This is a genomic window from Rhodoferax sp. RT4P68 (assembly GCF_056521305.1).
The window spans coordinates 310,613-322,641 of record NZ_JBWMBB010000006.1; the positions used below are offsets into that span (position 1 = coordinate 310,613).

The following is a 12,029-nucleotide window of genomic DNA, read 5'->3' on the forward strand; positions in this document are numbered from 1 at the left end:
ATGCTGGACGACAAGTTCGACTATCTGCTGCGCCTGGGCGACAACGCCCTGGTGCTGAGCCAGCGCCTGTCGCAATGGGTCGGCAAGGGGCCGGCGCTGGAGGAAGACCTGGCGCTGGCGAACACCGCGCTGGACCTGATCGGCCAGGCCCGGCTGTGGCTCGGCTACGCCGGCCAGATCGAAGGCGCGGGCCGCGACGAAGACGCGCTGGCCTTCGGCCGCGACGCGCACCAGTTCCGCAATGTGCTGCTGGTCGAGCAGCCCAACGGCAGCTATGCCGACACGCTGATGCGCCAGTACCTGTTCGACCACTGGCATCTGCTGCTGCTCGACCAGTTGGCCACATCCGCCGACGAGCAGATCGCCGGCATCGCGGAGAAGGCGCGCAAGGAGGTCAACTACCACCTGCGCCGCAGCGCCGCCCTGGTGGTGCGCCTGGGCGACGGCACGCCGGAGAGCCACCGCCGCATGCAGCAGGCGCTGGACGCGCTGTGGCCCTACACCGGCGAGCTCTTCAGCACCGACGGCGTGGACGAGGTGCTGCAGGCCCAGGGCATCGCGCCCGGCGTGGACGCGCTGCGCGCGCCCTGGCTGGAGCAGGTGGCCCGTACCTTGGCAGCGGCCACGTTGAAGGTGCCCGACCCCGACGCCTGGATGCACAAGGGCGGCAAGCAGGGCCGGCACAGCGAGCACATCGGCTACCTGCTGGCCGAGATGCAGTTCCTGCAGCGCGCCTATCCGGGGCAGCAATGGTGAGCGACGCGCGCACGCCGGAGACTGCCCAGGTCTGGCGCTGGCTGGACGCGGTCGAGGACCCGGAGATCCCGGTGATCTCGGTGGTCGATCTGGGCATCGTGCGCGAGGTGGGTTGGGACGGCGGCACCTGTGTGGTGACCGTCACGCCGACCTACTCGGGCTGCCCGGCCACGCATGTGATCGAGGCGTCCATCGCCCAGGCGCTGCGCGCGCACGGCGTGGATGCAGTGCGGCTGGTGCAGCGCATCGCGCCGCCCTGGACCACCGACTGGATCAGCGACGCGGGCCGCCGCAAGCTGCTGGCCTATGGCATCGCACCGCCCATGGGCCGCGCCGCGGAGCAGCGCATCAATGTGGCCGACATCGGCCGCGCCGCCGCACCGCCGCGGCCCGCCTGCCCGCGCTGCGGCAGCACCCGCGTGCGGCTGACCAGCGCCTTCGGTTCGACGCCCTGCAAAGCGCTCTACGCCTGTGCCGACTGCCTGGAGCCGTTCGACTACTTCAAAAGCCACTGACGCCATGAGTACCTTCCATCCGCTGACGATCGCGCAGGTGCGCCAGGAAACGCGCGACACCATCGTGGCCACGCTGGCCGTGCCGCCGGCGCTGCGCGAGCGCTTTGCCTTCACGCAGGGCCAGCACCTCACGCTGCGCGCCAAGGTCAACGGCGAGGATCTGCGCCGTTCCTACTCGATCTGCTCGGCCGTGGGCGACCCGCAGTTGCGGGTCGCGATCAAGCGCACCACGGGCGGCCAGTTCTCCACCTGGGCCAACGACACGCTCAAGCCCGGCGTCGGCATCGAGGTGATGCCGCCGATGGGGCACTTCAACCTGCCGCTGGACCCGGCCCAGCGCAAACGCTACCTGGCGTTCGCATCGGGCAGCGGCATCACGCCCATGCTGTCCATCGTGAAGACCACGCTGCAGACCGAGCCGCTGTCCAGCTTCACGCTGGTCTATGGCAACCGCTCTTCGGCGTCGGTGATCTTCCGCGAGGAACTGGCCGAGCTGAAAGACACCTACCGCGAGCGCCTGAACCTGGTCTATGTGATGAGCCGCGAGCAGCAGGACATCGCGCTGTTCAACGGCCGCATCACGCGGGAGAAATGCGACGCGCTGTTCGCCAGCTGGATCCGGGTGGCCGACCACGACGCTGCCTTCATCTGCGGCCCCGAATCCATGATGCAGGCGGTCAGCGAGGCGCTGCGCGCGCAGGGCATGGCCAAGGAAGCGATCAAGGTCGAGCTGTTCGCCGCCAGCATCCCCAAGAAGAAGGCGCACACGGTGGCCGCGCAGACCGCAGGCGCGGTGCTGGAGAGCGAAATCGTCGTCATCGCCGATGGCAGCCAGCGCAGCTTCCAGATGGCGCGCGACACCGAATCGGTGCTCGACGCCGCGCTGCAGCAGGGCATCGACATGCGCTATTCCTGCAAGGGCGGCGTGTGCGCCACCTGCCGCTGCAAGGTGCTGGAGGGCAAGGTCGAGATGGACGCCAACTACGCGCTGGAGGACTACGAAATCGCGCGCGGCTTCGTGCTGAGCTGCCAGGCCTTTCCCGTCACCGAGCGCGTGGTGCTCGACTTCGACCAGGACGAGTGACATGGATTACCAGAACATCCTGTTCAGCGTCGCCGACGGCATCGCCCGGCTGACACTGAACCGCCCCGAGCGGCTGAACAGCTTCAACGTGGCCATGCACGAGGAGGTGGCCGACGCCCTGCGCCGTGTCGCTGCCGACAAGTCCGTGCGCGGGCTGGTGCTGACCGGCGCCGGCCGCGGCTTCTGTGCCGGGCAGGACCTGTCGGACCGCGCCGTGGCGCCCGACGCCGGGCCGCCGGACCTGGGCCGCTCCATCGAGCTGTACTACGGCCCGCTGGTACTGGCGCTGCGTGCGCTGCCGATCCCCGTGGTCTGCGCCGTCAACGGCGTGGCGGCCGGGGCCGGCGCCAACCTGCCGCTGGCCTGCGACCTGGTGATCGCCGCGCGCTCGGCCAGCTTCGTCGAGGCGTTCTGCAAGCTCGGGCTGATCCCCGACACCGGCGGCACCTACTTCCTGCCGCGGTTGCTGGGCCATGCCCGCGCGACCGGGCTGGCCATGCTGGGCGACAAGCTGAGCGCACAGCAGGCCGCCGACTGGGGCCTGATCTGGAAGTGCGTGGACGACGAGCGCCTGGCCGACGAGGTCGATGCACTCGCCCGCCACCTGGCCACCGCGCCCACGCTGGGCCTGGCGCGCACCAAGCAGGCGCTGGCCGCCAGCGGGCAGCACACGTTGGCCCAGCAGCTCGACCTGGAGCGCGACTGCATGCGCGAGCTGGGCCACAGCGCCGACTACCGCGAAGGCGTGGCCGCCTTCATCGACAAGCGCGCGCCGCGCTTCACCGGAGCCTGAGGCCATGCACGACGCGACAGGCCGCACCGCGCAAGCGCGCGCCGGAGGCGACGCCGGCGCGACCCCGGTGCCCACTGATCCGCAGGCCCTGGCCGAAGCCGTGGCCAAGGCCATGTACGCGCGCGACGCCGCGGCCCGGCATCTGGGCATCGCCATCGAGCGCATCGCACCTGGCCAGGCCGAGCTGTCGATGACGGTGCGAGAGGACATGCTGAACGGCCATGGCGTGTGCCACGGCGGCTTTCTGTTTGCGCTGGCCGACACCGCCTTCGCCTACGCCTGCAACAGCGGCAACCAGGTGACGGTGGCCTCCGGTTGCAGCATCGATTTCATGGCGCCCGGCCGGGCCGCCAGCCGCTTGCAGGCGCGGGCCCAGGTGCGCGCAGCGGGCGGCCGCACCGGCCTGTACGACATCGAGGTCAGCGACGAGACCGGCACGCTGGTCGCATTGTTCCGTGGCAAGTCGTACCGCATCGCCGGCCAGGTGATCGCCGGCGACGGCGCCACCTGACCCGCACCTGACCCTTACGAACCCCGCACCCGAACCACGCACCGCACCGTACCGAGCACGACACGAGGACCACACCATGCCCAGAAGCCATCCGACCCCCGAGGCACTCGACCCCATCGAACGCGCCAGCCGCGACGAGATCCACGCGCTGCAGCTGCAACGCCTCAAGGCCACGCTGGCCCACGCCTACCGCAACGTGCCGCACTACCGCGCCGCGTTCGACGCCAAGGGCGTGCACCCGGAAGACCTGAAGGAACTCAAGGACCTGTCCCGGTTCCCCTTCACCGGCAAGAAGGACCTGCGCGACAACTACCCGTTCGGCCTGTTCGCCGTGCCGCGCGAGCAGGTGGTGCGCATCCACGCCTCGTCGGGCACCACCGGCAAGCCCACCGTGGTGGGCTACACACGCAACGACATCGATACCTGGGCCAACCTGGTGGCGCGCTCGATCCGCGCGGCCGGTGGGCGTGCGGGTGACATCTGCCATGTGTCTTACGGCTACGGCCTGTTCACCGGCGGCCTGGGTGCGCACTATGGCGCCGAGCGGCTGGGTTGCACGGTGATCCCGGTGTCGGGCGGGCAGACCGAGAAGCAGGTGCAGCTGATCACGGACTTCAAGCCCGACATCATCATGGTCACGCCCAGCTACATGCTCAACATCATCGAGGAGATGCTGCGCCAGGGCCTGGACGCGGCCGAGTGCTCGCTGAAGATCGGCATCTTCGGCGCCGAGCCCTGGACCGACGCCATGCGCTCGGAGATCGAGACGCGCGCCGGCATCGATGCGGTGGACATCTACGGCCTGTCCGAGGTGATGGGCCCGGGCGTGGCCAGTGAATGCGTGGAAAGCAAGGACGGCCCGGTGATCTGGGAAGACCACTTCTACCCCGAGATCATCGACCCCGAGACCGGTGAGGTGCTGCCCGATGGCGAGGAGGGTGAACTGGTGTTCACCTCGCTCACCAAGGAGGCGCTGCCGATGATCCGCTACCGCACGCGCGACCTCACGCGGCTGCTGCCGCCGACCTCGCGCTCGATGCGGCGCATCGGCAAGATCACCGGCCGCTCGGACGACATGCTGATCATCCGCGGCGTCAACGTGTTCCCCACGCAGATCGAGGAGTTGATCTTGAGGCACCCGACGCTGGCGCCGATCTACCAACTCGTCCTCACGCGCGACGGGCACCTGGACAAGATGGAGGTGCTGGTCGAAGCCCGCCCCGAGGCGAATGGCCGCATGTCGCCGGGTGACAGCGACGCACTGGGCCGCCAGCTTGAGCAGGCGATCAAGACCTATGTGGGCGTGAGCACCCGGGTGCGCGTGCAGGCGGCGGACAGCATCGAGCGCACCAGCACCGGCAAGGCCAGGCGTGTGCTCGACAAGCGGCCCAAGCTCGTGCACGAACTGGCCAAGGGAGCGATCTGAGGTCGCGCAACGGCCACGGCAACGCCATTCGCAACCCGATGGAGCGCAATTCCGCCCCGCCGGTCACCGCGTGCATCTGCACAGCAAACCACCCACCACGAGGAGACATCCCATGAACAGACGCAGCCTGATGCAGCAGGTCGCCTGCGCCCTGCTGGCCGCCGCCGGCATCGCCCCGGCCCTGGCGCAGAACGAAGACATCAAGATCGGCGCCGTGCTGTCGGTCACCGGCCCGGCCGCCTTCCTTGGCGAGCCGGAACTCAAGACCCTGCAGCTCTACGTGGAGCGTGCCAACGCCCAGGGCGGCGTGCTCGGGCGCAAGCTGGCGCTGGTGCACTATGACGACGGCAGCGAGGCGGCCAAGGCCAACAACTTCGGCAAGCGGCTGATCGAGTCGGACAAGGTGGCGCTGATCATCGGCGGCACCACCACCGGCGCCACGATGTCGATGGCGCCACTGGTCGAGAAGGCTGGCGTGCCCTTCATCTCGCTGGCCGGCGGCGTGGTGGTGGTCGAGCCGGTGAGGAAGTGGCTGTTCAAGACCCCGCACACCGACCGCATGGCCGCCGAGAAGGTGTTCGCCGACATGAAGGCGCGTGGCCTTGCCAAGGTCGGCCTGCTGTCGGAGACCAGCGGCTTCGGCCAGTCCGGCCGCAAGGAGACGCTGGCCGTGGCCGGCAAGCACGGCATCGAGATCGTGGCCGACGAGACCTACGGCCCCAAGGACGCCGACATGACCGCGCAGCTCACCAAGATCCGCGGCGCGGCCGGCGTGCAGGCGCTGTTCGTGTTCGGCCTGGGGCAGGGCGCGGCCGTGGTCACCAAGAACGTGGCCCAGCTCGGCCTGAAGCTGCCGCACTACCAGTCGCACGGCGTGGCCTCGAACGAGTACATCCGGTTGGCCGGCGCTGCGGCCGAGGGTGTGCGCCTGCCGTCGCCGGCACTGCTGATCGCCGACGCCCTGGCCACGAGCGACCCGCAGAAGGCGGTGGTCACCGGCTACCACAAGGCGTACGCGGAGCGCTTCAAGGAGGAGCCGTCGACCTTCGGCGGCTATGCCTACGACGCGCTGATGCTGGCGCTCGACGCCATCAAGCGCGCCGGCGGCACGGACGGCGAGAAGCTGCGCGCCGCCATCGAGCAGACCCAGGGTTATGTGGGTGTGACCGGCCGCTTCAACCTGTCGGCCAGCGACCACATGGGGCTGGACCTCAGCGCCTTTCGCATGCTGGAAGTGCGCAAGGGCGACTGGGCGCTGGCGCAGTGAGGCACGGGCGCCATGTCCGCATTCCTGCAATTCCTGTTCTCCGGCCTCACGGTCGGCGCCACCTACGCGCTGGCGGCGCTGGGCTTCTCCATCATCTACAACGCCAGCGGCGTGATCAACTTCGCGCAGGGCGAGTTCATCATGCTGGGCGGCATGCTGGCGGTGGTGCTGGCCGGCCTGGGCCTGCCGCTGCCGCTGGCCATCGTGCTGGCGGTGCTGGCGGTGGCGGCGGTCGGCCTGCTGGTGGAGAAGGCCGCCATCGAGCCGGCGCGCAATGCCGAGGTGGTGTCGCTGATCATCATCACCATCGGTGCCTCGCTGTTCCTGCGCGGCATCGTGCAGGTGGTGCTGGGCAAGGGCGCGCATTCGCTGCCGGCCTTCAGCGGTGAGCAGCCGATCCTGCTGGGCGGCGCCACGCTGCTGCCGCAAAGCCTGTGGGTGCTGGGCGTGACGCTGCTGATCGTGCTGGCGCTGGCCTGGTTCTTCACGCGCACGCTGCAGGGCAAGGCCATGCTGGCGACCTCGCACAACCGGCTTGCGGCCCAGCTGGTGGGCATCAACACCAAGACCATCCTGCTGGCCAGCTTCGGCCTGTCGGCAGGGCTCGGCGCGTTCGGCGGCATCCTGGTCACGCCGATCACCGGCACCGCCTACGACGTGGGCATCATGCTGGGGCTCAAAGGCTTCGTGGCCGCCACGCTGGGTGGCCTGGGCAGCGGCATGGGGGCCGTTGTCGGCGGGCTGTTGCTGGGCGTGTTCGAGGCCATGACGGCCGGCTACGTGTCCTCGGCCTACAAGGACGCAGCGCCGTTCGTGCTGATCCTGCTGGTGCTGTTCTTCATGCCGCGCGGCCTGTTCGGCGCCAAAGTCACGGAGCGCGTATGAGTGCCCGCCCGGCCGTTTCGAAAGGCGTTCGCACCGCAGTGCGCAGCGCAGAGGGTGGTCCCGTGCGCGTGAACAAGGGGCTCGTGCTGCTCGCCGCGCTGCTGGCCTTGCTGCCGTTCGCGCTGGTCAACCCCTACCTGACCGACGTGGCGATCCGCATCGGGCTGAATGCCATCGTGGTGATCGCGCTGAACCTGCTGATCGGCTACACCGGCCAGATCAGCCTGGGCCATGCCGGCTTCCTCGGCATTGGCGCCTACGCCAGTGCCGTGCTGCCCGAGCGCTTCGGCTGGCCGCCGCTGCTGGCGCTGCTGGCCGGCGCGGCGGCTGCTGCCCTGCTGGCCTTCGTGGTGGCGCGGCCCATCCTCAAGCTCAAGGGCCACTACCTGGCCATGGCCACGCTGGGCCTGGGCATCATCATCGCCATCGTGCTGACCAACGAGGCCGCCTGGACCGGCGGCCCCGACGGCATGAGCGTGCGGGCACTGAGCCTGGCCGGGTGGGAAGTGGCGGGCGAATGGACCTGGTACGCGCTGGTGGCCGTGCTGCTGATGCTCAGCGCGTGGATGGCCTTGAACCTGGTCGATTCGCCACCCGGGCGGGCGCTGCAAGCCATCCACGGATCGGAGATCGCGGCGCAGGTGGCCGGTGTGGAGACCACGCGCGTCAAGGTCCGCATCTTCGTCGTCTCGGCGGCCGTGGCCAGCCTGGTCGGCAGCCTGAGCGCGCACTACGTGGGCTTCGTCTCGCCTGGCGTGGCGGGCTTCTTCCACTCGATCGAGCTGGTGACCATGGTGGTGGTGGGCGGCATGGCCTCGGTGTTCGGCGCCATCGTCGGCGCGGCCATCCTGACCATGCTGCCGCAGCTGCTGTCGACCTTCGAGGGCTGGGAGACGGTGGTCTTCGGCGCCATCCTGATGGTGACCATGGTGTACCTGCCGCGCGGCATCGTGCCCACGCTGGCGGCGCGCTGGCGCGGCAAGGGAGAGCGTTCATGAGCGCCGCGCCGGGCCGCCCCAAGCAAGCTCGCTCCCGCCTGGCGGGACAGGCCGCAGGCCGAAGGGTGCACCAATGAGCCAATTGATCGTCCAGGGCCTGACCAAGCAGTTCGGCGGCGTGAAGGCGGTGCAGGACGTGAGCTTTGCCATCAGCGGGGGCACCGTGCATTCGGTGATCGGCCCCAACGGCGCGGGCAAGACCACGCTGTTCAACCTCATCACCGGCATCTACACGCCGACCGCGGGCGAGGTGCGCTTCGAGGGCAGTGCCGTGGCCGGCGCGGCGCCGCACCTGCTCGCGCGGCTGGGCATGAGCCGCACCTTCCAGAACCTGCAGGTGTGCATGAACATGGGCGCGCTGGAGAACGTGATGGTCGGCGCGCACCTGCGCCTGCAGCAGGGCCTGCTGGCCAGTGCGCTGCGCCTGCCCGGCCTGCGCCGGGCCGAGCAGGCGTGCCGCGCCGAAGCGGCCGAACTCATGGACTTCGTCGGCGTCGGCGCCTGGCGCGATGCCCATGCGAGCCAGATGCCCTATGGCGCGCTCAAGCGCCTGGAGATCGCGCGCGCACTGGCAGTGCGGCCCAAGATGGTGCTGCTGGACGAGCCGGCCGCCGGCCTGAACGACACCGAGACGCATGAGATCGAGGCGCTGGTGCGCCGCATCGCCGACTCCGGCGTGACCGTGGTGCTGGTGGAGCACGACATGAAGCTGGTGATGAACCTGTCGGACCACATCCTGGTGCTGGACTACGGCAAGAAGCTGGCCGAAGGCACGCCGGCCGAAGTGCGGGCCAACCCGGACGTGATCGCGGCCTACCTGGGAGCTACCGCATGAGCGCGAAGACAAGGGGCCCCGCTTGCGGGGATCGGACCAGCGAATGCGGTATGGGCACCGACACAACGCCGGTTGCACAGATACAAGCGCACGGAGGTGCCGCATGAGCGCGGCATCAGTCGAGGCGCCACTGCTGCGCGTGCGCGGCCTGACCAGCCACTATGGCCGCATCCAGGCCTTGCGCGGGATCGACCTGGAGGTGCAGGCCGGCCAGATCGTGGCGCTGGTGGGCGCCAACGGCGCGGGCAAGACCACGCTGCTGCGCACGCTGTCGGGCGTGCAACCGGCCAGCGGCGGCGACATCCACTACCGGGGCGCCAGCATCATCCGGCAGCGGCCCGATGCGCGCGTGCGCGCCGGCATCTGCCAGGTGCCCGAGGGGCGCCAGGTGTTCGGGCCGCTGTCGATCCACGACAACCTGCTGCTGGGGGCCTACACGCGCCCGGCGGGCGAACTGGCGCACGACCTGGAGCAGGCCTACGCGTTGTTCCCGGTGCTCAAGGAGAAGCGCGCCCTGCCGGCCGGCACGCTGTCGGGTGGGCAGCAGCAGATGTTGGCCATGGCGCGTGCGCTGATGGCCCGCCCGCAGCTGCTGCTGCTCGACGAGCCCAGCATGGGCCTGGCGCCGCTGTTGATCGCCGAGATCTTTCGCGTGGTGCAGCAGCTCAAGGGGCAGGGCATCACGATCTTGCTGGTCGAGCAGAACGCGCATGCGGCGCTGTCGATCGCCGACCGCGGCTATGTGCTGGAGACCGGCGCCGTCACGCTGTCCGGCGCCGGCCCGGAGCTGCTGGCCAACGAACAAGTCCAGGCCGCCTACCTGGGCATGTGAACCCTTCCTGACGCATCCAACGGAGCCTTCCATGAGCACAGTTCCCCTTTTGCAAAGCCTGATCGCCGGGCGCTGGATCGGCAGCACCGGCGCCGCCACGCTGCACAGCGCCGTCAACGGCCGCGCGGTCTACCGCACCCATGAGGACGCCATCGACTTCGGTGAAGCGCTGCAGCACGCCCGCAGCACCGGCAGCCCGGCCTTGCGTGCGCTCGACTTCCAGCAACGCGCGGCGCGGCTCAAGGCCCTGGGCAGCTACCTGCTGGAGCACAAGGAGCAGCTCTACGCCATCTCGGCCCACACCGGCGCCACGCGGGCCGACAGCTGGGTCGACATCGAGGGTGGCGCCGGCACGCTGCTGGCCTACGCCGCTGTGGGCGCAGGCGAGCTGCCCTCGGGCAACGTGGTGCACGAGGGGCCGGCGTTGGCGCTGGGCAAGAAGGGCGGCTTCATGGGCTCGCACATCCTGGTGCCGCGCAGCGGCGTGGCGGTGCACATCAACGCCTTCAACTTCCCGGTATGGGGCCTACTGGAGAAGTTCGCCCCCAGCTTCCTGGCGGGCATGCCCTGCATCGCCAAGCCGGCCACGGCCACCAGCTACCTGACCGAGGCCGCCGTGCGGCTGCTGCACGCCAGCGGCCTGCTGCCGGCCGGCAGCCTGCAACTGGTGATCGGCGGCACCGGCGACCTGCTGGACCGGCTGGACGGGCAGGACGTGGTCACCTTCACCGGCTCGGCCGACACCGCCGCACGGCTGCGCGCCCATGCCAACCTGATCGCGCGCTCGGTGCCGTTCAACGCCGAGGCCGATTCGCTGAACTGCGCCATCCTCGCGCCCGACGTGTCGCCGGACGACCCCGAGTTCGACCTGTTCGTCAAAGAGGTGGCGCGCGAAATGACCGTCAAGGCCGGCCAGAAGTGCACCGCCATCCGCCGCGCTCTGGTGCCGCGCCAGCACCTGGATGCGGTGGTCGAGCGGCTGCGGGCGCGGCTGGCGCGCACCGTGGTCGGCGACCCGGCTGTGGAGGGCGTGTCCATGGGCCCGCTGGCCAGCCGCGCACAGCTGGCCGACGTGGCCGAGCGTGTGGCGCTGCTGGCGCGGTCGACCGAACTGCTGCTGGGCGGCAGCGGCGCCTGCACGCCGCGCGGCGAGGGTGTAGCCGAAGGAGCCTTCTTCGCGCCCACGCTGCTGCTGTGCCGCGACCCGCACGGCAGCGGCGCGGTGCACGATGTCGAGGCCTTTGGCCCGGTGAGCACGCTGATGCCCTACGACGGCATCGACGAGGCCATCGCCCTGGCCGCGCGCGGCCAGGGCAGCCTGGTCGCCACGCTGGTCACGCGCGACCCACGCACGGCCGCGCACGTGGTGCCGGCCATGGCGGTCTGGCACGGCCGGGTGCATGTGCTGGAGCGCGAGGCGGCGGTGGAATCCACCGGGCACGGCGCGCCGCTGCCCCAGCTCAAGCATGGCGGCCCGGGCCGCGCCGGCGGCGGCGAGGAACTGGGCGGCGTGCGCGCCGTGCACCACTACCTGCAGCGCGCGGCGGTGCAGGGTTCGCCCACGATGCTGGCGGCGATCACCGGCGAATACCAGCGCGGCGCCCAGGTGCAGGAAGAGGTGCTGCACCCGTTCCGCAAGTGGTTCGACGAGCTGCAGATCGGCGATTCGCTGCTGACGCACCGGCGCACCGTGAGCGAGGCCGACATCGTGGCCTTCGGCGGCATCTCGGGCGACTACTTCTACATGCACTTCGACGAAGTGGCGGCCAAGGCCTCGCCCTTTGGCAAGCGCATCGCGCACGGCTACTTCGTGCTGTCGGCCGCGGCCGGGCTGTTCGTCTCGCCGGCGCAGGGTCCGGTGCTGGCCAACTACGGGCTGGACACGCTGCGCTTCGTCAAGCCGGTGGGCATCGGCGACACCATTCAGGCGCGGCTGACCTGCAAGCGCAAGATCGACCGCCCGGCGCGCAAAGGCCAGCCGCCGCAGGGTGTGGTGGCCTGGGATGTGCAGGTGACCAACCAGGAGGGCGAGTTGGTCGCCAGCTACGACATCCTGACGCTGGTGCTCAAGCGGCCGGAGGCGGCGCAATGAGCGCCGCGCCGGGCCGCCCCAAGCAAGCTCGCTCC

12 protein-coding genes are annotated in these 12,029 nt (G+C 70.0%); all 12 read left to right on the plus strand.

The genetic code is table 11. The features are described 5' to 3' along the window. Positions 1–3 precede the first annotated feature (3 nt). Entirely contained in the window at positions 4–756 is a 753-nt protein-coding gene (gene paaC, locus AC099J_RS15685; protein ID WP_479616304.1) for a 1,2-phenylacetyl-CoA epoxidase subunit PaaC, read from the plus strand. Beyond that, positions 750–1,271 (plus strand): 1,2-phenylacetyl-CoA epoxidase subunit PaaD, encoded by a 522-nt coding sequence (paaD, locus tag AC099J_RS15690; protein ID WP_479616198.1) that lies wholly within the window; start codon positions 750–752, stop codon positions 1,269–1,271. Before paaC ends, paaD begins: the two co-directional genes overlap by 7 nt. A gap of 4 nt (positions 1,272–1,275) precedes the next feature. Then, positions 1,276–2,355, plus strand: coding sequence for a 1,2-phenylacetyl-CoA epoxidase subunit PaaE (gene paaE, locus AC099J_RS15695; RefSeq protein ID WP_479616199.1), 1,080 nt, complete (start codon positions 1,276–1,278; stop codon positions 2,353–2,355). 1 nt (position 2,356) lies between these two features. Further along, entirely contained in the window at positions 2,357–3,148 is a 792-nt protein-coding gene (gene paaG, locus AC099J_RS15700) for a 2-(1,2-epoxy-1,2-dihydrophenyl)acetyl-CoA isomerase PaaG (RefSeq protein ID WP_479616200.1), read from the plus strand. Between the two features lie 4 nt (positions 3,149–3,152). Further along, positions 3,153–3,659 carry a hydroxyphenylacetyl-CoA thioesterase PaaI gene (gene paaI / locus AC099J_RS15705; RefSeq protein ID WP_479616201.1) on the plus strand — a complete coding sequence of 169 codons (507 nt, stop codon included), beginning with the start codon at positions 3,153–3,155 and terminating at the stop codon, positions 3,657–3,659. A 76-nt stretch (positions 3,660–3,735) separates the two neighbouring features. Next, on the plus strand, positions 3,736–5,085 hold the full coding sequence (gene paaK, locus AC099J_RS15710) for a phenylacetate--CoA ligase PaaK (protein ID WP_479616202.1): 1,350 nt from the start codon (positions 3,736–3,738) through the stop codon (positions 5,083–5,085). A 112-nt stretch (positions 5,086–5,197) separates the two neighbouring features. After that, entirely contained in the window at positions 5,198–6,352 is a 1,155-nt protein-coding gene (locus AC099J_RS15715) for an ABC transporter substrate-binding protein (RefSeq protein ID WP_479616203.1), read from the plus strand. A gap of 12 nt (positions 6,353–6,364) precedes the next feature. Further along, a complete protein-coding gene (locus tag AC099J_RS15720; RefSeq protein WP_479616204.1) occupies positions 6,365–7,237 on the plus strand; it encodes a branched-chain amino acid ABC transporter permease in 873 nt (290 codons plus the stop codon). Positions 7,238–7,299: 62 nt separating this feature from the next. Next, entirely contained in the window at positions 7,300–8,235 is a 936-nt protein-coding gene (locus tag AC099J_RS15725; RefSeq protein WP_479616205.1) for a branched-chain amino acid ABC transporter permease, read from the plus strand. Positions 8,236–8,308: 73 nt separating this feature from the next. Further along, the gene (locus AC099J_RS15730; RefSeq protein WP_479616206.1) at positions 8,309–9,070 is read left to right on the plus strand and encodes an ABC transporter ATP-binding protein; all 762 of its coding nucleotides are present in this window, start codon (positions 8,309–8,311) and stop codon (positions 9,068–9,070) included. A 103-nt stretch (positions 9,071–9,173) separates the two neighbouring features. Then, complete coding sequence (locus AC099J_RS15735; protein ID WP_479616207.1) at positions 9,174–9,902, plus strand: ABC transporter ATP-binding protein; 729 nt, start codon at positions 9,174–9,176, stop codon at positions 9,900–9,902. Between the two features lie 31 nt (positions 9,903–9,933). Continuing rightward, positions 9,934–11,994: a phenylacetic acid degradation bifunctional protein PaaZ gene (gene paaZ, locus AC099J_RS15740; RefSeq protein ID WP_479616208.1), complete on the plus strand. Its 2,061-nt coding sequence runs from the start codon at positions 9,934–9,936 to the stop codon at positions 11,992–11,994. The last annotated feature ends 35 nt before the right edge of the window (positions 11,995–12,029 follow it).

Bases quoted from the DNA above. Each gene is read 5' to 3' on its own strand.
- paaD (WP_479616198.1), top strand. From the start codon at position 750: ATGGTGAGCGACGCGCGCACGCCGGAGACTGCCCAGGTCTGGCGCTGG.
- paaE (WP_479616199.1), top strand. From the start codon at position 1,276: ATGAGTACCTTCCATCCGCTGACGATCGCGCAGGTGCGCCAGGAAACG.
- paaG (WP_479616200.1), top strand. From the start codon at position 2,357: ATGGATTACCAGAACATCCTGTTCAGCGTCGCCGACGGCATCGCCCGG.
- paaI (WP_479616201.1), top strand. From the start codon at position 3,153: ATGCACGACGCGACAGGCCGCACCGCGCAAGCGCGCGCCGGAGGCGAC.
- paaK (WP_479616202.1), top strand. From the start codon at position 3,736: ATGCCCAGAAGCCATCCGACCCCCGAGGCACTCGACCCCATCGAACGC.
- AC099J_RS15715 (WP_479616203.1), top strand. From the start codon at position 5,198: ATGAACAGACGCAGCCTGATGCAGCAGGTCGCCTGCGCCCTGCTGGCC.
- AC099J_RS15720 (WP_479616204.1), top strand. From the start codon at position 6,365: ATGTCCGCATTCCTGCAATTCCTGTTCTCCGGCCTCACGGTCGGCGCC.
- AC099J_RS15730 (WP_479616206.1), top strand. From the start codon at position 8,309: ATGAGCCAATTGATCGTCCAGGGCCTGACCAAGCAGTTCGGCGGCGTG.
- AC099J_RS15735 (WP_479616207.1), top strand. From the start codon at position 9,174: ATGAGCGCGGCATCAGTCGAGGCGCCACTGCTGCGCGTGCGCGGCCTG.
- paaZ (WP_479616208.1), top strand. From the start codon at position 9,934: ATGAGCACAGTTCCCCTTTTGCAAAGCCTGATCGCCGGGCGCTGGATC.